The sequence below is a fragment of the Prevotella amnii DSM 23384 = JCM 14753 genome, from assembly GCF_000378745.1.
Lineage (GTDB): Bacteria > Bacteroidota > Bacteroidia > Bacteroidales > Bacteroidaceae > Prevotella > Prevotella amnii.
The window spans coordinates 17,336-37,014 of the sequence record NZ_KB905273.1 but is presented as its reverse complement, the minus strand read 5'-3'; the positions used below and the strand labels follow the sequence as shown (position 1 = coordinate 37,014).

Sequence of the window (19,679 nt, the reverse complement as noted above, 5' to 3'; positions counted from 1 at the left end):
CTTGCTATAAAGGAACTATAAGAGGTATAAAAAGAATTAAACGCCTAAAAACAATATGTTTTCAGGCGTTTAATATTTATATTACGCTTTATATTATAGTGCTATCAAACTTATAGCAAAGCCTCCTCCGGGAGCTTCGGTAATATTAAGAGTATCACCACGCTTCAATGTTTTTTTAGTAATAATATATGAAGAAGGGTTCTTATCATAACTAGCATTTTTGCCATCGGTATATATTGTAGCTTTATACTTACGACCTTTATCTAAGAAATCGAGTTTTATTGTGCTCTTATGTCCATTCTGATCACATTTACCACCTATGAACCAGTTGTTTGTTCCTTTAGCCTTTCGTGCAACAGTAATATATTGTGCAGGCTCAGCCTCTAAGTATTTAGAGTCGTCCCAGTCAACAGCTACGTCTTTAATAAACTGAAATGCATCAGCATACTTTTCATAATTTTCAGGTAAATCGGCAGCCATTTGCAGCGGACTGTACATAGTGCAGTATAAAGCTAATTGACCTACCAAAGTGGTATGTACATAACTTGGATTGTCACACCATTTAGATAGCTTAGTTTCTAATATGCCTGGAGTATAGTCCATAGGACCTCCTTGAAGTCGAGTAAAAGGCAAAATTACAGTATGATATGGCTCACTACCGCCAAAAGCCTCAAATTCGGTACCTCGAGCGCTCTCGTTTCCTACTAAGTTAGGATAGGTACGACACAAGCCTGTAGGGCGAACTGCTTCATGAGCATTCACCATAATGTGATGCTTAGCGGCTTGTTGAACGGCATATAGATAATGATTCACCATAGGTTGGCTATAATGATACTCTCCTTGTGGTAATATATCACCAACATAACCACTCTTTACTGCATCATAACCATATTTGTTCATAAGGTTATAAGCTGCTTCTATATGGCGCTCATAGTTTATTGTTGAACCAGAAGTTTCATGATGCATCATAAGCTTAACACCTTTAGAATGAGCATAATCATTTAGTTCTTTAATATCAAAATCAGGGTAAGGAGTTACAAAGTCGAATACATCGCGTTTCCAATGTCCTACCCAGTCTTCCCAACCTATATTCCAACCTTCTACTAAAACTTCCTGAAGACCATTCTTAGCAGCAAAATCTATATACTTCTTTACGTTATTTGTATTAGCAGGATGACGACCATTTGGCTTAGCTGTAGTAAAGTCTGTCTGTCCTAATTTTACTGAAACAAACTCATCTGTATATGCCCATGGCTTGCCTCCAGCAATCATTTCCCACCAAACTCCACAGTATTTTATAGGGTGAATCCAGCTTGTGTCTTTTATTTTACATGGCTCATTAAGATTAAGTATCAGGTTGTTTGATAACATTTCACGTGCATCATCACTTACCATTATTGTACGCCAAGGTGTGTTAAAAGGCGTTTGTATCATGCCTTTATTGCCAACAGCATCAGGGGTTAACCACGATTCGAAAACAAAGGTTTTATCATTTAGGTTTAAGTGCATTGCTGGATAATCAATCAAAGCTGCTTCATGGATATTTATATATAATCCATCTGCTGTTTTTAGTTGTAGTGATGTCTGTACTCCTGTAGGTGAAAAAGGTGTTTGTGAAGCATTACTTGTTATAGCTTTCTTCATCTTTCCACGTATTTCAGATAGCTTTGATATTTGTGTTTCATACTCTTGTGTGTCGTAATCGCCAGGTAACCAAAATGCAATATGGTCGCCAGTCATAGCAAACTGAGTATGTTCTTCCTTTATTATAAAGTAGTTTAAGTCTTTTTGTTGTGGAAATTCATAACGTAATCCCATACCACAATCGTATACTCGGAAACGAATAGTTATATTGCGGTTACTTGATTCTTGCCTCAAGTCTACTTCCAATTCATTATAATTGTTACGAATAGTTTTTGTTTCTCCCCACACTGGTGTCCACGTTTCATCGAAAGTAGACACCTTATAGTTAGTTTTAGTGAAACCGTCCATGAGGTTTGTTTCTTCTAATCCTTTACTTGCATGCTTATCTTTAGCTAACTCCAGTCCTAAGTGAGATGGCTTAATAACTGTCTTTCCTTTATATGTCATCTCATAAGTAGGGACACCATTTTGTTCTAAAGAAAAGGTAACGCTGACCTTTCCATTAGGTGATTTTACTGTTTGTCCCATCATTATAGATGGCAAAGCAAAAAGAAAGATTGATAAAATCAAACTGATCTTTTTCATAATGCGCTTAATTTGTTTATTTAGATGTAATTATTCTTTCAACCTTATTTTATTTAGGATACTACAAAGATAAACAAAAGATACATATTTTACTCTATGTTATAAAAGAAAAGTAATAACTTTAAAATGAAAAGGTTTGCACAATATATGAATATAAGGTAAAGTATTAATATAAAAAAGAATATATAAGTGCAAGCTATATGTTATTATTCAAAGTTGATTTTTAGGAAAAAAAGAAAGATATTATAGATGATTCACCAGTTTGTTATTAAACTAATATAGATATAAATGTAAAGAGAAAGAATTAAAAGTATAGTTGTTTACAGTTCGTAAGCTTTTAATCCTTTCTTTTTAATATTTTAGTTTAATAATCTATTAGCCATTTCTTTGCCTAAGTTTAAGCATTTTTCTCTTATTTCTGGGCTAATTCCAAGTTTCATAGTAACAGGCTCTCCCACTACTTCAAAGTATTTGTTTTTTTCTGCCCAAGCATCAAGTATTTTTACACTCTTCTGTGCCCATGCAAACGAACCAAAGTAACCAAGGTAATGATTCTTAATATCACGATTTTCAATCTCGCTCAAAAGCGATTCCATATCATGGAAAATACCAGCATTATATGTAGGTGCGCCCATAATAAGTCCACGATATTTAAATATATCTTTTATAATATAACTATGATGTATCTTAGAAACATTATGTATTTTGATGGTTTTTAATCCGGTTTTAGAAGCTCCTTCTGCTATAAGTTCTGCCATTTGTTCAGTGTTACCATACATAGATCCATAGCAAATAACTAAACCATTATTTGTTTCATATTTAGATAAATGGTCGTATATTTCTATCACTTTATTCGCCTCTTTATGCCAAACAGGACCATGTGTAGAGCATATATATTCAATGGAAAGCTCTGCTATCTTTTTTAAAGCGTTCTGCACTTGTAGTCCATACTTTCCAACAATGTTAGAATAATATCTCACCATTTCGTCCCACCACATCTCTGTATCCATGTCATCATCTACTATAGCACCATTTAAAGCACCAAAAGCACCGAAAGCATCTCCCGTGAAAAGGAAATTAGAAGGTCCTTCACAGCATGTTACCATTGTCTCTGGCCAATGTACCATAGGTGTTAGATAAAATTTCAATGTATAATCTCCAAGAGATAAAGATGTGCCATTTTTCACCTCAAGAGTATCTTCTTTTATACCATAAAATCCTGCTACCATTTCAAAAGTTTTCTTATTACCCACTAATTTTATTTCGGGATAATACTTTTTAAGTAAAGCTAAAGAGCTTGAATGGTCAGGTTCCATATGATTAATGACTACATAATCAATAGGAGAATCGCCAATAACTTCTCGCAAATTATTTAAGAATTGCATAAAAAAGTCTACTTCTACTGTATCTATTAAGCAAATCTTATTTTTGTCTTTTATTAAATATGAGTTATAACTTACACCGTATGGAAGTGGCCAAAGTCCCTCAAAATGAGTTTTATGGCGGTCGTTTACACCTACATAATACACTTTGTTAGCGATTTCTTTCATATATTATATTAAATTTTATTCTTATATTTCTGTATTAAATTTTATTTTATTTGCATCTTTTTGCCAAAGTCTTTGCTCACATAATTGAATATCCCTTTACATGCTTCTTCAGAAAAACGTTGTCCGCAAGCTACTAATGCGTCCCATTGTTCTTCTGTTAAGCCTTTATCTAAAATGTCTTTTGTAATGTGATATTTAAGTAAGCCATAGATAAAACCAGCATTAAAGTTGTCTCCAGCACCAACGGTACTTACAATATTGCTACTTATTACGGGGTATGACTTTGCAAAATTATGATCACCGCGCACCTCTATAGGGTTAGCTCCTTGTGTATAAATAAAACGTTTACAATAAAAGGAGATATAAGAGTTGAATACTTTTTCGCCATCAGTTAGCTTGTATAATGTTTCAAAGTCTTCTTTACTACCTCTTACAATATCTGCGTAATCGAAATTTTCGAGCAGGTTTGGTGTTATTTTTATTACTTCATCACGATGTGATGGACGAAAATTTACATCATAATAGATAATAGCTTTTTTTCTGCGTGCATAATCAAGCAAACTTACTATTTGAGCTCTAAGCATAGGGTTAACGGCGTAATATGACCCAAAAAGGATAATATCGTCAGCTTGAATGTCAGGAAGTTTGAAATCGAGCTGATTATATGCCTCATCTTTATAGAAGATATATTCAGCATCATTATGCTCGTTGAGAAAAGCAAGTGATAAAGACGATTTAAACCCATTAGACATATTTACATTCCCTGTGTCCACTCCATTATCTTTAAGGAAGCTTAAAATGTAACGCCCCACTCTGTCATCACCTGCCTCGGATATAAAAAACACACTTACACCACACCTACCTAAAGAGGTGATAGCATTAAAAGTGGAACCTCCAGGTACAGCTTCTATGGGCTTACTGTCCTTAAAAATAATATCTAAAACAGTTTCGCCAATGCCAATTATTTTACGCATTACTATTTAATTTTTGATGTTTTATTAACAACGTACTCAACACAAAGCACACTCTAAATACATTATTATTATGCAAATTTACTGCTATTTAGGGGAAATGCAAAGCCTTTTAATTCTTTTTTCCTAATTTTGCATATATCTTATGAAGTATAATATAGCAACACTTGATAACGGACTGCGCATTATCCACTTACCTTCAGAAGCTAATGTGGTATATTGTGGTTATGAAATTAATGCAGGAACTTCAGATGAAGTTATAGGCGAAGAGGGGCTTGCTCACTTTTGTGAACACGTTACGTTTAAGGGTACAAAGCACAGAGACTCACTCGATATAATTAATTATTTGGAAGATGTAGGAGCTGATCTTAATGCTTATACCACAAAAAGCGAAACGGTATATTATTCTGCTATTCTAAATGAATATGTAGAAATGGCTATTGATCTGTTGAGCGACATTGTTTTTAATAGTACTTATCCTCAAAACGAAATAAATAAGGAGGTAGAGGTTATTTGTGATGAGATAGAATTGTATAATGATTCTCCCTCAGAACTTATCTTCGATGAGTTTGAAAATATTATCTTTCGGCATCATTCTTTAGGTCATGCCATACTTGGTGAAGCTAAAACAGTAAGAAGTTTTACTACAGCAGACGCTTTACGCTTTACAAAGAAATATTATCGCCCAGATAATGCTATATTTTATGCTTATGGAAACATCTCATTTAAGCAGCTTGTTACATTATTAAGCAAGTATACTCCTAATATAAAACCGCGTAAAAAAGTAAAGCCACCAATGCTTATACCACATTACGCACAAGGCATAACATCACCTATTATAATAAATAAAGATACACATCAGACACATGTCATGATAGGTACACATGCTTATAGCATACATGATAAACGTTATATGCCACTCTATCTGCTTAATAATATTATAGGAGGTCCTGGTATGTCGGCACGTCTTAATCTTAGTTTGCGAGAGAAAAACGGATTAGTATATACCGTTGAGAGCACAATGGCTACTTATGAGAGTGCTGGAATATGGAGTATATACTTTGGTTGCGATTCCCATGATGTAGATACTTGTTTAAATCTTATTAGGGAAGAGCTAAACAAAATAATGGAAGCACCGCTTACCGATAAAGAGCTGTATAAGGCAAAAAGGCAAATAAAGGGACAGATAGGTATTGCTGCTGATAACAGAGAGGCTTATGCGTTAGATTTTGGAAAGTTATTTTTACATTATGGTATGTTAAAGGATACTCAAAAGCTATATAAATATATTGATAATATTACAGTTAGTGATATTCAGACTGTGGCTAAAGACTTATTTAACAAAGATAATCTAATAACTTTGATATATAAATAAGCTAATTGTTTTGTTTGTAAAAATATGTATCTGCGTCGGCTTTTAATTATAGCTTATTATTCTTTTAAATAATGCTTCTTTGGTTATCTGCTCATTTTAATGTATATTTGCAAAAACATCAAAAGTGTATGAAGATAGGTATTTTTGCAGGTAGTTTTGATCCTTTTACAATAGGACATGCGTCTATAGTACAACGTGCTTTACCCTTGTTTGATAAAATAGTGATAGCAGTGGGGATAAACGAACATAAGAAATCAATGCTGACATCTGAGGAAAAGGTGAAAAAAATAGCTATTTTGTATGCTAACGAGCCCAAAATAGAAGTAAAAGCCTATGCTGGTCTTACGGTAAGTTTTGCACAGAAGGAACAAGCTCAATATTTAATAAAAGGAATACGAAGTGTAAAAGACTTTGAATATGAGCGAGAACAAGCTGATATAAACAAGCAGATAGGTGGAATAGAAACGATATTACTTTTTACAGAGCCATCGTTATCTAGCATTAGCTCAAGTATAGTTAGGGAATTAATACACTTTGGTCAAGACGTTAAGCCTTATATACCAGATGGATATATATTATAAGGACGATAAGATATAATTATATTTATAAGAAATTATAAAAAACAAAATAAAAAAAAATATGATAACATATAGTGCTGAAGGCGTTAAGATGCCTAAAATAAGGAAAAGACTAATATCTAAGTGGATAAAAGCAGTGGCAAAAAGTCATGGTTATGAAACGGGAGATATAGGCTATATGTTTGTAAATGATGAAAAGATACTACAGATAAACAATGAATATCTTAAGCACGATTACTACACTGATATTATTACCTTTGATTATGATGAGGCAAACACAATAAGTGGAGATCTTGTTATATCTATAGACACTGTACGCACTAACGCAGAACTATTTAAAAAGACATACCAAAACGAATTGGAACGTGTTATTATTCATGGTATTTTACATCTGTGTGGTATAAATGATAAAGGGCCAGGAGAACGTGAAATAATGGAAGATAATGAAAATAAAGCCTTAATATTACTGCGTAAGATGGAAGCAGAAGAAAAGTAAAATATAATCTTTTAAAAGTAAAAAAATAAATTTTTTGTATATAAGGGAATAACTGTAGCTATGAAAAATAGATTATTTTTGATAGAAAAATAAGTTAAAAATGACACAAAAATAGATTAAATTTCTTTCAAAGGTGTAATGTATTTCTTTTTAAACAGTATAGTGTTATATTTAAGGAGTTAATCTTTAAGCATTTAATGTAGGTAATAACAATATGCAAACAGGGTATGAAAAGTTATTTTTCATACCCTGTTTGCATATTATGTGAATATTATTTTATTACTTTACAATAATTAAAGAGTAATTTTTCTTACCCTTTTGCACTAAAAGATATTTACCATCTATGAGGTCATTAGCTGTAATTACTTGATCGAAAGCAGTAAGTTTTTCTTTGTTGAGAGCTACTCCTCCTCCTTTTACAAGTTTGCGCATCTCGCTTTTTGATGGGAAAATATTCATGCCTTCCTGATTCATAACCTCAACGGCAGGCTGTCCTAAAACATCTTTGCTTATCTCATAATGAGGTACATCTTTAAAAACATCAGTAAAGGTTTGTTCGTCAAGCTGTAACAAATTCTCTTTAGTACTTTTGCCAAAGAGGATATTTGATGCAGCAATAGCCATATCAAGATCCTCTTGTGAGTGAACCATACGAGTAACTTCCTCTGCTAAACGATGCTGAAGAATACGTCGACCGGGGTCAGCACTATGCTCTTCTATCAGTGCTTCTATAGTAGTTTGATCGAGCGAAGTAAATATTTTGATATATTTTGCAGCATCATCATCAGAGACATTGAGCCAGAATTGATAAAAGGCATAAGGGGTAGTGCGGTTACGATCTAACCATATATTGCCGCTTTCGGTTTTTCCAAACTTTTTCCCATCAGCCTTTGTTATAAGTGGACAAGTGAGACAATAAGCCTCAGCCTCACTTCCGAGGGTACGTCGGATAAGTTCAGAACCAGTAGTCATGTTACCCCATTGATCGTTACCACCCAGTTGCAACTTTATGCCATAATGCTGATACTGATAAAGAAAGTCGTAACCTTGTAGAAGTTGGTATGTAAATTCTGTGAAAGAAAGCCCATCTGAAGCCTCACCGTTTAATCTACGCTTAACGCTATCTTTGGCCATCATATAGTTTACAGTAATATGTTTACCTACGGTACGAGCAAAATCGAGAAAGGTAAAGTCTTTCATCCAATCATAATTATTAACCATTTCAGCTTTATTAGGCTCAGTACTATCGAAATCTAAAAACTTGCTAACCTGTTTTTTTATAGCTTCCTGATTATGGTATAAGGTATCAGCATCAAGTAAATTGCGTTCCTGACTCTTACCGGAAGGGTCGCCAATCATACCCGTAGCACCACCAACAAGTAGGTAAGGCTTATGGCCACAACGCTGCAAATGGCGTAACATCATTATGCCGCACAGATGTCCGATATGCAGTGAGTCGGCAGTTGGGTCAGTACCTAAATAGGCTGATACCATTTCTTTCATTAAAAACTCTTCCGTACCTGGCATCATCTGTGCCAACATTCCACGCCAACGTAGTTCTTCTACAAAGTTCTTCATTGCTTTATTGTTTTAGGGTTATATGCAAAATTTTTATTTATTATTATTAGTCTGGATATTATAATATTAGGTTATGGTACTGGATCATAACCACTTCCTCCCCATGGGTTACATCGTAAGATGCGCCAAATAGCTAATGCAAGCCCCTTTATAGGGCCATGTTTCATGATAGCTTGTTTAGCATAGACAGAACAGGACGGTGTAAAACGGCATGAAGGTGGTGTAAATGGTGAGATAAAATGTTGATAAAACACAATAGGTATACATAATAATATGGAAAGACTATACGAACAAAGGTGTATAATCTTTTTTATCCAATTGCCTTTTATATCATTTAATGATTTCATATCTCTACCTCTCCTATACGTTTCATTAAGTGGCACACACGTTGTTCTATCTGAATAGAGCTATATAGCTTATCATCAAGCCATATCATGGCTATAAGTAGCTGTTTATCCTTATAAGAGGTAAGCACCGTGTTAAGTAACGAACGGTTCTTTCTAAAAGCTTCACGTATTTGTCGTTTTATGCGATTTCTCTTTACAGCTCTTTTAAAAAACTTTTTAGGAACACTAATAAGCAGCTGTACCTGAGCATCGACGGTATTAACGTTGTTATTGATAAGCTCTGCTTTTTTATTGTTTTGAACAGCTTCGTTAGGTATAAAACGAAAAACTGCTCTTAAGGGAAATGCCGTCATTGATTTGCTGGCACCACCCTCAAAGAGCAGTTCTATTTGTTTTTTACTACACAGGCGTTCAGCTTTACGGAACTTAAACATAGATGGCTTACGTTCCGAAGATATAAGTTTTGAACATGCATCTGTGTATAAAATAGACATTATTTTACCCTATTATTTGCCTCTAAATACGCCTTTAAAGCACCGGTCATAGAAGGGTATTGCGCTGTAGGTGCTTCAAGGTCTAAACGATAACCTAAGTCTCCTACTGCTTTAGCTGTAGCCGAACCGAAAGCAGCTACCTTAACATCGCCTTGTTCTAAACCAGGAACATTTTCTTTTAAGGCTTTTACACCCGTCGTAGAGAATAGAACAACCATGTCATAATCAAAATTTTTGACCTCTTCTTCTGACATGTTATTAGTAACAGTGCGATACATTATACACTCTGTATGCTTTAACTTATGAGCATCAAGCAAAGAAGAAATAGCACTATTATGAACAGAACTTTGTGGAACTAAAAACTTTTCATTCTTATGCTTTTGCATTAAAGGTATCAAGCTATCTATTTTTCCAGTATTGCCAAAGAACACTTTACGCTTCCTATATTGCACATATTTTTGGATATAGAGAGCTATGGTCTCAATAACACAAAAGTATTTCATATCTTCTGGTATAGTGATACGCAACTCTTTTGCCAACTTAAAGTAATTATCCACTGCATGACGAGAGGTGAAAACTACTGCAGTATAATCTAACAAATTGATCTTTTGCTGACGAAATTCTTTAGAAGAAATCCCCTCAACCTTAAAGAAGGGTCTAAAAACTAATTCCACACCTAAGTCGGAAGATATATCATAATAGGGCGATTTATCGCTTGTTGGTTTAGGTTGTGAAACCAATATTTTCTTTATCATCGCATTCTAAAAGTTTATATTCAAATAGTTACCTGTTAGAGTTAAAACTCCCCATAAAAGTATTAATGGTATTATTTCTAAAGTGCAAAAGTACAAAATTATTTGCAAACTGATAGTTCTTCTGCTGAAAAAGATAATATAGCTTTTATAAAGCTGTAGGATTTTAACAAAAAAGACAACGAAAGCACTATAAATAATGGCTATATGAAAAGATAAATTGAAATATACCAATAACAAAACCAAGGGGAAAAGTAATATCCCCTCTATAGTGTTTAAAAAGAGACGTGCCTTTGTCCAATTACGGCTCTGCTCATTTTCAAAGAAAGTCCAGTTTACTACAGAGTAAAAAAAACGTTTAATAATGAAATAACCTACAAACTCGGCAAAGAATATAGCTATCTTGACAAGTTGTGCATCATTATTACATACAGCCCCAGATATATGCCCCCAGATAATAAAAAAGATAACACCAAGGAGTAAAGATGTTTGTAATAATAGTAGTGGCATTATCCTTCCTTCAGATATGCTTTCTGCTTTTACTTGCATACTACGTGATGCTCCAAAAAAAGTTTGTATCTGACTGATTATAAAACTTCTTGAAACAGAAAAACTGAACATAGCCAAAATAAAACAAACCAACAATACACCAGATAGTGTATTGTCAGTACTTAGCGTATATGGTACAGGGTCGCCAAGCTCAGGACCATACCAAACGCTGTTCTTTTCGAGCTTAAAATATTTGTTACCCTTAAAATATCCTTCTTCTTCGAAATGCAAATTAGAAAGTTTAAATGGCTTTGGCGTCTTTAAACCTCTTATTCCCAAAGTATCGGTAGGCGATTGGCTCTTAGAATTTTTATCCATCATTACCTTTTTCGTACTACCTACTCTTGATAGCAAGAGTGTAGAAGGAAGGGTAAGAGAATCGGTATTTACCATTAAAGTTAGTTACAATCCGAAAATCTTTTTAATATCATCTACTTTATCAAGTTTCTCCCATGTAAAAAGCTCTACTTCCATTTCTTTTTTGTCATGGTAATGGCTTTCAAAATGTTTTTTCACTATTTGGTTCTTTCTTCCCATATGTCCGTAAGCTGCTGTCTCAAGATACATAGGCTGGCGAAGCTTTAATGTACGCTCAATAGACTTAGGACGAAGATCAAACATAGACTTTATCTTTTCAGCAATCTCACCATCTGATAATTGTACATTAGAACGTCCATAGGTGTTTACATATACACTAACAGGCTCTGCTACACCTATAGCGTAAGATAGTTGTACCAATATTTCATCGCTGACACCTGCTGCTACCATGTTTTTTGCAATATAACGTGAAGCATATGCAGCAGAGCGATCTACCTTAGAGGGGTCTTTGCCAGAAAAAGCACCACCACCATGAGCACCTTTACCACCATATGTATCTACTATTATTTTACGACCTGTAAGACCTGTATCGCCATGAGGACCACCAATAACAAACTTACCAGTAGGATTTACTAAGTACTTTATATTATCATTAAAAAGAGATAATACCTTAGTAGATGTAATCTGAGCCTTAACACGTGGTATTAATATTTCAATAACATCTTTACGAATCTTTGCAAGCATAGCCTCATCTGCCTTAGACTGAGCTTCTTTTGAGCTATCTGAAGGCTTAATGAAATCGTCATGCTGTGTAGATACCACTATGGTATCTATACGCTGTGGGATATTATCATCGCTATATTCAACAGTAACCTGACTCTTTGAGTCGGGGCGAAGATAGGTCATGAGCTTACCTTCTTTACGAATAGCTGCTAAAGTAGTCATAAGAAGATGAGCAAGGTCTAAAGTTACAGGAATATAATTATCTGTTTCGTTACAAGCGTAACCAAACATCATGCCTTGATCGCCTGCTCCTTGATTTTCATCATCACCATTTTCTACACCACGATTAATGTCGTCACTCTGCTCGTGAATGGCTGATAAAACACCACAACTATTACCATCAAACTGATATTCAGCCTTAGTATAGCCTATATTATTAATTGTTTTACGAGCTACAGTTTGTAAATCAACATACTCTTTAGAGCGTACTTCTCCCATAATAATAACCTGCCCTGTTGTGTTAAATGTCTCAATAGCACAATGTGCATTATTATCATAAGCTAAAAATTGATCTAACAAAGCATCGCTTATTTGATCTGCAACTTTATCTGGGTGACCTTCTGAAACTGATTCTGATGAAAATAAATATGCCATAATTACTTTTACTAAAGTTCAAATATTAAGATGCAAAGTTACAGAAAACGAATAGTATAAAGTAAAAAAATAGTGAATATTTAATTTTGTTTAAAAGATTAGGTGGATATTATAAAAGCACAAAAAGAGTTATCTACAATGATAACTCTTTTTATGTGTTCTTTCTTTGTTGTGAACAAAGAAAGAAAAATATGTTTATCTTACTTGCCTGGAGTCATAACTACTTCTACATGAGTGTCGGCAGAGTAAAGATCTTTAATAAATTTAGCCATCTTAGACGATGTTAACCCTTTTACAGTATTCTTATAATTAGTATAAAGGTCTACACCGTAAACATCAAAGACTTCTAAGATATTTTTCCAATAACCATTATTCTTGGCATTGATATCAGCATTCTTTAGCATGCTATCCTTTATTTTTTGTAGCTTGTCATCATCTACCTTTATAGTATTCTTTTTGAAACATTCATCAAGTAGTTTTACTGCAAGTGTAGATTTAGCTGGATCCATTGGGCAGTAAGCCTGAATCTGGGCAAAGAATTTCTTGCCTTCTCTTACCAAATCCCCATTAGCACCTACAGAGTAAGCAGCTCCTGCATCTTCTCTAATACTCTTAAGATAGTCCATTGTGAGGATTTGACCTGCTACATCTGTCATTACATCATTATCTAACGTGTTAGCTAACTCTTTTCTCCAAATATCAAAAGCTATAGCCTTTGGTGTTTCAGACTTACGGGTAAACTTATTAATGCGTTTGCCGTTAGGAATACGATCAAAATAAATATAATTTTCTTTCTTGGCAGCTGGGAAACAAGCAATATATTTTTCTATAAGTGGGCGAAGTGCAGCTTCATCAAAGTTGCCTACAAACATATAAGTAAACTGTGCTGGGTTAGCAAATCGCTCTTTCCATATTTCTAAAACTCTGTCCATACTTGCTTTTTTCAAAGTAGCTGCTGTTAATGGGGCAAAGCGAAGATTATGATTGTATAATGTTACAGATAAAGAGTCAGAAAAGACACTTTCGGGCATTAAATCTTTGTTTTTCAAAGCTTGTTCAAGCTGACCTTTAGCAGCAGAGAATGAAGATTCGTCTTTACGTAAGTCTGTAAAATGTAAGTAAGCTAATTGCATCATTGTTTCTAAATCCTTAGGAACGGAAAAACCGCTCATTCTTTGAGTTTGTAACCCTAAGCCTAATTCTATAGAAACTTGCTTGCCAGCCAATACTTTTGGCATTTCCTGATTACTAAAATTGCCCACACCCACGGTAGACATATAAGGCTCAAAAAGCTGTAAGTTAGCATAATCTTTAGCTCCATAAAGACTTTTACCACCGTTAGAATAAGCTTCAAAGAGTATTTCGTTATCTTTATAGTTGGTCTTTTTTAAAATAACCTTAGCACCATTACTTAAAGTTAGCTCTTTGTAACCTAATAGTTTGTTTTCTTTTTCTTTAATAATTTTGCCTGCTTTAGGTAATTTAGTTTCATCAAGTAATGGTTCTTGCTTGACATTATCTACCCAAGCAGATAATTTTTCAGCACGTACATTTTTAATAGTTTGTGCCATCTGTGCTTCTGTAATATACTTTTTACCAGCTAATTCACGTTCAAATAGGTAGCTAACCATATTGCTATCTTTGTCAGAGATAAGCTCTTTAGCGTAAGCGTTTATTACATTAACGTTTAAAGCCGTGAGTCCTACTAAAGATTTCATTATACGATAATAATCTTCTGGGCTTGGAATAGGCTCATTAGATAAATAGTGGTCACGTAATTCGTTACCGTAAGAATTGTTACTCTTCTTAGTTCTATTTAAATAATCCGATTCTATTGCTGACAAAAAATCAGCTTTTGCACGTTCATACTCTGTAGCAGTAAAGCCGAATTGACGTACACGTAGGGCTTCACGATATATTGCAGCTAATGCTTCTAAGCTTTTTCCTTCTTTAGCTCGTGCACTAAGTTGGAAAGCATCCTTTGTTTTTGATAAAATATAATTACTTACATCTGCACCAGCACTAGTAAAAGGACAGTTTTCTTTTTGAGACAAATCGCTTAAACGTTGGTTTAGCATGTTTGTTATAATATCTTTAGCATATATATCGATATAATAACTTTGGTCATTTTTTTGTGCATCAGGGAAGACGTCATGCTTCATAGCAATGCCAATAAGGGTGTATTGCAGCTCTTTATCCTTATCAACAACATAGATAGCATTCTTGTTATCAGGTACCTTTTCATCTATTACTTTGGCAACATTTGTAGGAAGTGTAACATTGGCCCATAGCTTCTTTATTTGTGCTTCAATATGATCTACATCAACATCGCCTACTACTATTATACATTGGTTGTCTGTACGATACCATTTCTTATAATATTCGCGTAAATCTTTATAAGGAAATTTGTCTACTATGCTCATTAGGCCTATAGGCAAGCGGTAACCATACTTAGAGCCGGGATACATCTTAGGCAGAACACGTTCGTATATACGCATAACAGGGTTTGAGCCAAGCTGCCATTCCTGATGAATAACACCACGTTCTTTGTCTATTTCTTTATCGGCAAGTGTTAGACCATTAGACCAATCTTTTAGAATCAATAAGCAAGAGTCGAGTGCTGTTTGGCGTTTTGTTGGCACATTGCATACGCGATACACTGTTTGATCAATGCTTGTGTAAGCATTTAGGTCGGAACCAAACTCAACACCAAGGCTGCGAGTAAACTCTAATAATGTAGAGTCAGGGAAGTGTTCTGAACCATTAAAAGCCATATGTTCTAAGAAATGAGCTAAACCGCGTTGTTTGTCATTTTCTTGAATAGACCCTACCCGCTGCGCAATGTAAAAGTTAGCAACATGTTCTGGCCACTCATTATGTAAAATATAATAAGTAAGACCATTACTTAATTTACCCTGTCTTACGTTCTTATTTGCAGGAATAGTACCCATTTGCTGAGCGGATATAATCCCTGTTATAAAACAAAAAGACAATAAAAGCAATTGTTTTAATTTCATTTTTATTAAGTTTGAATTATGATTTAGCATTAAAATAAACTACATAATGTGTTACAAATATACACATTACATTACTTTACAGCAAAAAGCAAACAAAAAATTGTTTGCTTTATTAGAATTTTTAACATAAACGTCTTGGTTATATATATATTATCTATATTTATTATTTACCAGCTTTCAGTTTGTCATGGACCATTCTATACATATATTGTTGTATAATTGCTTTTAACTCTTTTTCCATTTGAGCTTGTTCTTTTACTTTACCTTTTAGATTATACTGCATTAATTTATCGTCTAAACGGTATATTCCTATTGTTTGTTTTCCATCAAACTGAAGTGTATATCCATATTTACAATATTGATAAATTCCGTTTAGATAATTTACGGCATAGGTCTCTTTCATAGGTGTAGTAAGCAAGTCGCAACCAAAGGATAAGTAAGGCTTATCATAACCTAAGGCACTCAACACAGTAGGAAGAATATCTATTTGTTGGGCGATACCATTTTTCATACATGGTTTTATTTCTTTGCTGGGATCATATATAATAATAGGTGAAGAGAAACCACCTATATCTGTTTGATATTGTTTATGATCACTCAGATTAGTATGATCTGATGTTATTACAAAGATGGTATTTTTAAACCAAGGTTGTTTTTGTGCTACAGCAAAAAACTTGCCTATAGCCATATCTGTATAGCGTATACATTTATGAATCACTAATCCTTCCTCTTTATATATATTCTTATATTTATCAGGAATAACATAAGGGGTATGACTTGATACAGTGAAACAAGTGGTCATAAAAGGCTGTTTCATTTCTCCTATCTTAGCAGCCCAGTATTGTAAAAATGGTTCGTCCCAGATACCCCAATGTCCATCAAAATCGGCATCTCCGCCAAAACGTGGGTCTGCGTCATAGTCTTGTCTTCCATAATACTGCTGAAAGCCTATTTTTTTAGAAAATGCAAGAAATCCCATAGACCCACGAATGGCACCATGAAAGAAAGATGTACTGTATCCTTTAGCTGCTAACAGACCAGCCATACTGGTATAATCGTTCATAGATGCAGGGGTTAATACAAAGGGTTCTTTAAACATTGGAATGCCACAAAGTATGGAAGGCATACCATCAATACTCTTTCTTCCATTGCAAAAAGAGTATTTAAAAACCATACTTTTCTTAATTAATTTATCTACGTTAGGTGTGTATCCATACTTACCTCCTTCTAAATCTTTATTAAAAGCACCTATATATTCACGTCCAAAGCTTTCAACGATAAGTATAACAACATTTTTCTTTTTAAACGGATGTGTTGGCTTTGGATAATGAATAGGACTGAAAATTTTCTCAGCCTCTTTTATATTAGCAAAATAATTAGGTACTTTAAAGACATCTTTGCCAATTGTTCTGATTAAAGAAAATGGAGTGTTAAGTACTAAGGCACAGTCGGTAGGACGTTTAACATATTCATTGGCATTGTTTATTGTTATAGGCCGAATACTTGAAGCAAAACCTCCACGACACCAGCTTATTATAAACGGTGTAATACAAGCTAAACATAAAAGCTGTATTATACCAAACTTTATCTTAGCTTTTATAGATGAATAAAGATTTGCCGATATATGGGGAGTAACATAAAGGCACCATAAAAGGAAAACAACTATAATGGTAAGCAAGATTAAATACCAGTGAACAAGCATCTCTCCTATGAAAACATCAGCAAGATTATTTTCGTTACTAAACTCATGGAACACACTAATAGTGGTGCGACGCAGAGTGTAAGGGAAGTATACAGAGTCGCAAAGGTTTAGAATAAAGCAAAAGGAGTTGATAATAATAAATATCCATTTGCATATCAAATGGTATGCTTTACATTCTTTTATCCATAGAGGGAAGAGCATCAAAACAATGTAAAAAATATTGGTATATGCTATCGCAGAACGATCGAAGATATATCCTCCAAAAAATATTGATACTAAGTTAGATGTGGAAATACCCTCTGAAAAATAGCTATAATTTTCTAATAAAAATTCTATTCTTGCTATAAAATATACAGCAAAGGCAATAATAAGGTTAAGTATCACGCTTATTAAATTCACAAAGATATATCTTTGTGAATTTGTTTTTAGTAATTTAAGCATATCTTTTTATTATATTTCTTGCATATCATGTAACTTTTTATAGAAACCATCTATGCTCATTAGTTCGTCATGTGTGCCTCGTTCTACAATTTGTCCCTCATGTAGGACGCATATTTCATCTGCATTTTTTATTGTAGATAGGCGATGAGCTACAGCAATAGTAGTACGAGTTTTCATTAAGCGAAATAGTGCATCTTGCACCAGACGTTCGCTTTCTGTGTCTAAAGCAGAAGTTGCTTCATCGAGAATAAGTATAGGAGGATTTTTTAAAATAGCCCGGGCAATACTTACTCTTTGCCTTTGACCACCAGAAAGGCGTCCTCCACGGTCTCCTATATTTGTATCATATCCTTTCTCACTTGCTAAAATAAACTCATGTGCATTAGCTATCTTTGCTGCATCTATTATCCGTTCTTCACTTACTTCATCTACTCCAAAGGCTATATTATTACGAAAAGAATCATTAAAAAGTATAGCTTCCTGATTCACATTACCTATAAATTGGCGTAAATTATGTACACTAAGATCTTTAATATTTATACCATCAATAAGAATCTCGCCTTCTTGTACATCATAATAACGAGGAATTAAATCAAGTAAAGTAGACTTTCCGCTACCACTCTGCCCTACTAATGCAATGGTTTTACCTTTTGGAATAGTAAGGTTGATATTTTTTAGCACCCAATGTAATATAGGTTTACCTTCGGCATCATATTTATCACTATAAGCAAAACTGACATTCTTAAACTCTATCTGATGTTCAAAGCTATTAATAGGAAGTGGCTTTTCAGGACTTTTAATGTTTATTTCTGCTTTTAGTATCTTATCAACACGTTCCATAGAAGCAAGCCCTTTAGGGATATTATAGCTTGCTTTGGAAAACTCTTTTAGTGGATTTATTATACTATAAAGTATTACAAGGTAATAGATAAAGGTAGGACCACTGATTACAGGATATTGTCCAAGCACTAACATACCACCAAACCATAATACAACAATAATCATAACCGTACCTAAAAACTCACTCATAGGGTGTGCCATCTGTTGTCTTATATTAACCTTTGTAATATCATCACGATATTGTGAGTTTACTTTATTGAAACGTTCGTTCATTTTGTCTTCAGCACAAAAAGCTTTTATTATGCGAAGCCCGCCCAAAGTTTCTTCTACTCTACTCATGGTATCGCTCCAAAGAGCTTGTGCCATGATACTATTTTGTTTTAGCTTACGCCCTATAAAACCCATAAACCAGCCAAAAATAGGAACAAAGATTATGGTGAACAATGTAAGCTGCCATGAAATAGTAACAAGTGTAGTGAAATAAATAATGATTAAAATAGGATTTTTAAATAGCATATCCAGTGATGACATAATAGAATTTTCTATCTCTTGTACATCACCACTCATGCGTGCAATAATATCCCCTTTGCGCTCTTCGCTAAAAAATCCTAATGATAGAGATGTTATTTTCTTATAAAGCTGATTACGAATATCTCTGACAACGCCTGTTCTTATAGGAATAATGTAAGCTGAGGATAGAAAGTAGGATGTTGTTTTAAGAAAAGTCATAGCAGCAAGCGTAAGCCCTATGATTAATAAAGTAGTGGTAGGTCCCCAACTGGTAATATAAATCTGCGTATAGTAATCGAAGTTATTTGAAACAACTTTTTCAAGTGAATCTAATGAATTGATGCTGTTCCAAGGTATGGCGTGTGTAGTGCTCGTACCAGAATCCACCTTAAACAAAATCTGAAGAATAGGTATTAATGTTGCAAAAGAAAATACATTCAATAACGCTGATAGTATGTTGAATATGATAGACATTACAAGATACTTCTTGTAAGGTGGTACAAAACGGCGTAATACTTTTATAAATTCATTCATAACCTCCACAAATATATAATA

15 protein-coding genes are annotated in these 19,679 nt (G+C 34.1%); 3 read left to right on the top strand and 12 right to left on the bottom strand.

Annotated elements, in window-relative coordinates; translation table 11 throughout:
* Nucleotides 1-93: 93 nt before the first annotated feature.
* The 3 genes from F596_RS0104705 to F596_RS0104695 form a co-directional block, all read right to left on the bottom strand.
* Nucleotides 94-2,229 (bottom strand): glycoside hydrolase family 97 protein, encoded by a 2,136-nt coding sequence (locus tag F596_RS0104705; protein ID WP_019036046.1) that lies wholly within the window; start codon nucleotides 2,227-2,229, stop codon nucleotides 94-96.
* A 359-nt stretch (nucleotides 2,230-2,588) separates the two neighbouring features.
* Nucleotides 2,589-3,779, bottom strand: a complete 1,191-nt coding sequence (locus F596_RS0104700) for an FprA family A-type flavoprotein (protein ID WP_019036045.1) — start codon at nucleotides 3,777-3,779, stop codon at nucleotides 2,589-2,591.
* Nucleotides 3,780-3,820: 41 nt separating this feature from the next.
* A complete protein-coding gene (locus F596_RS0104695; protein ID WP_019036044.1) occupies nucleotides 3,821-4,753 on the bottom strand; it encodes a carbohydrate kinase family protein in 933 nt (310 codons plus the stop codon).
* A gap of 142 nt (nucleotides 4,754-4,895) precedes the next feature.
* Between F596_RS0104695 and F596_RS0104690 the strand changes: the two genes are divergently transcribed.
* From F596_RS0104690 to ybeY, 3 genes are all read left to right on the top strand, one after another.
* A complete protein-coding gene (locus tag F596_RS0104690; RefSeq protein WP_019036043.1) occupies nucleotides 4,896-6,125 on the top strand; it encodes a M16 family metallopeptidase in 1,230 nt (409 codons plus the stop codon).
* A 128-nt stretch (nucleotides 6,126-6,253) separates the two neighbouring features.
* Nucleotides 6,254-6,706 (top strand): pantetheine-phosphate adenylyltransferase, encoded by a 453-nt coding sequence (gene coaD, locus F596_RS0104685; RefSeq protein ID WP_008447386.1) that lies wholly within the window; start codon nucleotides 6,254-6,256, stop codon nucleotides 6,704-6,706.
* A gap of 58 nt (nucleotides 6,707-6,764) precedes the next feature.
* The gene (gene ybeY / locus F596_RS0104680; RefSeq protein ID WP_008447328.1) at nucleotides 6,765-7,199 is read left to right on the top strand and encodes an rRNA maturation RNase YbeY; all 435 of its coding nucleotides are present in this window, start codon (nucleotides 6,765-6,767) and stop codon (nucleotides 7,197-7,199) included.
* A gap of 279 nt (nucleotides 7,200-7,478) precedes the next feature.
* Here the strand turns inward: ybeY and tyrS are convergent, their stop codons facing one another.
* From tyrS to F596_RS0104635, 9 genes are all read right to left on the bottom strand, one after another.
* Nucleotides 7,479-8,777 (bottom strand): tyrosine--tRNA ligase, encoded by a 1,299-nt coding sequence (gene tyrS / locus F596_RS0104675; protein ID WP_008447361.1) that lies wholly within the window; start codon nucleotides 8,775-8,777, stop codon nucleotides 7,479-7,481.
* 71 nt (nucleotides 8,778-8,848) lie between these two features.
* The gene (gene yidD, locus F596_RS0104670) at nucleotides 8,849-9,124 is read right to left on the bottom strand and encodes a membrane protein insertion efficiency factor YidD (protein WP_019036041.1); all 276 of its coding nucleotides are present in this window, start codon (nucleotides 9,122-9,124) and stop codon (nucleotides 8,849-8,851) included.
* Entirely contained in the window at nucleotides 9,121-9,618 is a 498-nt protein-coding gene (gene rnpA, locus F596_RS0104665) for a ribonuclease P protein component (RefSeq protein ID WP_019036040.1), read from the bottom strand. The genes yidD and rnpA overlap by 4 nt, the downstream gene beginning before the upstream one ends.
* Nucleotides 9,618-10,373, bottom strand: coding sequence for a uroporphyrinogen-III synthase (locus F596_RS0104660; RefSeq protein ID WP_019036039.1), 756 nt, complete (start codon nucleotides 10,371-10,373; stop codon nucleotides 9,618-9,620). The genes rnpA and F596_RS0104660 overlap by 1 nt, the downstream gene beginning before the upstream one ends.
* Before the next feature lie 6 nt (nucleotides 10,374-10,379).
* Nucleotides 10,380-11,312 carry a DUF4271 domain-containing protein gene (locus F596_RS0104655; protein ID WP_019036038.1) on the bottom strand — a complete coding sequence of 311 codons (933 nt, stop codon included), beginning with the start codon at nucleotides 11,310-11,312 and terminating at the stop codon, nucleotides 10,380-10,382.
* A gap of 9 nt (nucleotides 11,313-11,321) precedes the next feature.
* Entirely contained in the window at nucleotides 11,322-12,614 is a 1,293-nt protein-coding gene (gene metK / locus F596_RS0104650) for a methionine adenosyltransferase (protein WP_019036037.1), read from the bottom strand.
* Nucleotides 12,615-12,814: 200 nt separating this feature from the next.
* Entirely contained in the window at nucleotides 12,815-15,631 is a 2,817-nt protein-coding gene (locus tag F596_RS0104645; RefSeq protein ID WP_024992634.1) for a M16 family metallopeptidase, read from the bottom strand.
* A gap of 163 nt (nucleotides 15,632-15,794) precedes the next feature.
* Nucleotides 15,795-17,774 (bottom strand): LTA synthase family protein, encoded by a 1,980-nt coding sequence (locus tag F596_RS0104640; RefSeq protein WP_019036035.1) that lies wholly within the window; start codon nucleotides 17,772-17,774, stop codon nucleotides 15,795-15,797.
* Between the two features lie 9 nt (nucleotides 17,775-17,783).
* Nucleotides 17,784-19,658, bottom strand: coding sequence for an ABC transporter ATP-binding protein (locus F596_RS0104635; protein WP_019036034.1), 1,875 nt, complete (start codon nucleotides 19,656-19,658; stop codon nucleotides 17,784-17,786).
* Nucleotides 19,659-19,679 lie beyond the last annotated feature (21 nt).

What these genes read in the sequence shown, in the direction of transcription:
- F596_RS0104690 (WP_019036043.1), top strand. Translation starts at nt 4,896, where the DNA reads ATGAAGTATAATATAGCAACACTTGATAACGGACTGCGCATTATCCAC.
- F596_RS0104660 (WP_019036039.1), bottom strand. Translation starts at nt 10,373, where the DNA reads ATGATAAAGAAAATATTGGTTTCACAACCTAAACCAACAAGCGATAAA.
- yidD (WP_019036041.1), bottom strand. Translation starts at nt 9,124, where the DNA reads ATGAAATCATTAAATGATATAAAAGGCAATTGGATAAAAAAGATTATA.
- tyrS (WP_008447361.1), bottom strand. Translation starts at nt 8,777, where the DNA reads ATGAAGAACTTTGTAGAAGAACTACGTTGGCGTGGAATGTTGGCACAG.
- F596_RS0104695 (WP_019036044.1), bottom strand. Translation starts at nt 4,753, where the DNA reads ATGCGTAAAATAATTGGCATTGGCGAAACTGTTTTAGATATTATTTTT.
- F596_RS0104705 (WP_019036046.1), bottom strand. Translation starts at nt 2,229, where the DNA reads ATGAAAAAGATCAGTTTGATTTTATCAATCTTTCTTTTTGCTTTGCCA.
- ybeY (WP_008447328.1), top strand. Translation starts at nt 6,765, where the DNA reads ATGATAACATATAGTGCTGAAGGCGTTAAGATGCCTAAAATAAGGAAA.
- F596_RS0104700 (WP_019036045.1), bottom strand. Translation starts at nt 3,779, where the DNA reads ATGAAAGAAATCGCTAACAAAGTGTATTATGTAGGTGTAAACGACCGC.
- F596_RS0104635 (WP_019036034.1), bottom strand. Translation starts at nt 19,658, where the DNA reads ATGAATGAATTTATAAAAGTATTACGCCGTTTTGTACCACCTTACAAG.
- coaD (WP_008447386.1), top strand. Translation starts at nt 6,254, where the DNA reads ATGAAGATAGGTATTTTTGCAGGTAGTTTTGATCCTTTTACAATAGGA.
- rnpA (WP_019036040.1), bottom strand. Translation starts at nt 9,618, where the DNA reads ATGTCTATTTTATACACAGATGCATGTTCAAAACTTATATCTTCGGAA.
- F596_RS0104640 (WP_019036035.1), bottom strand. Translation starts at nt 17,774, where the DNA reads ATGCTTAAATTACTAAAAACAAATTCACAAAGATATATCTTTGTGAAT.
- F596_RS0104655 (WP_019036038.1), bottom strand. Translation starts at nt 11,312, where the DNA reads ATGGTAAATACCGATTCTCTTACCCTTCCTTCTACACTCTTGCTATCA.
- metK (WP_019036037.1), bottom strand. Translation starts at nt 12,614, where the DNA reads ATGGCATATTTATTTTCATCAGAATCAGTTTCAGAAGGTCACCCAGAT.
- F596_RS0104645 (WP_024992634.1), bottom strand. Translation starts at nt 15,631, where the DNA reads ATGAAATTAAAACAATTGCTTTTATTGTCTTTTTGTTTTATAACAGGG.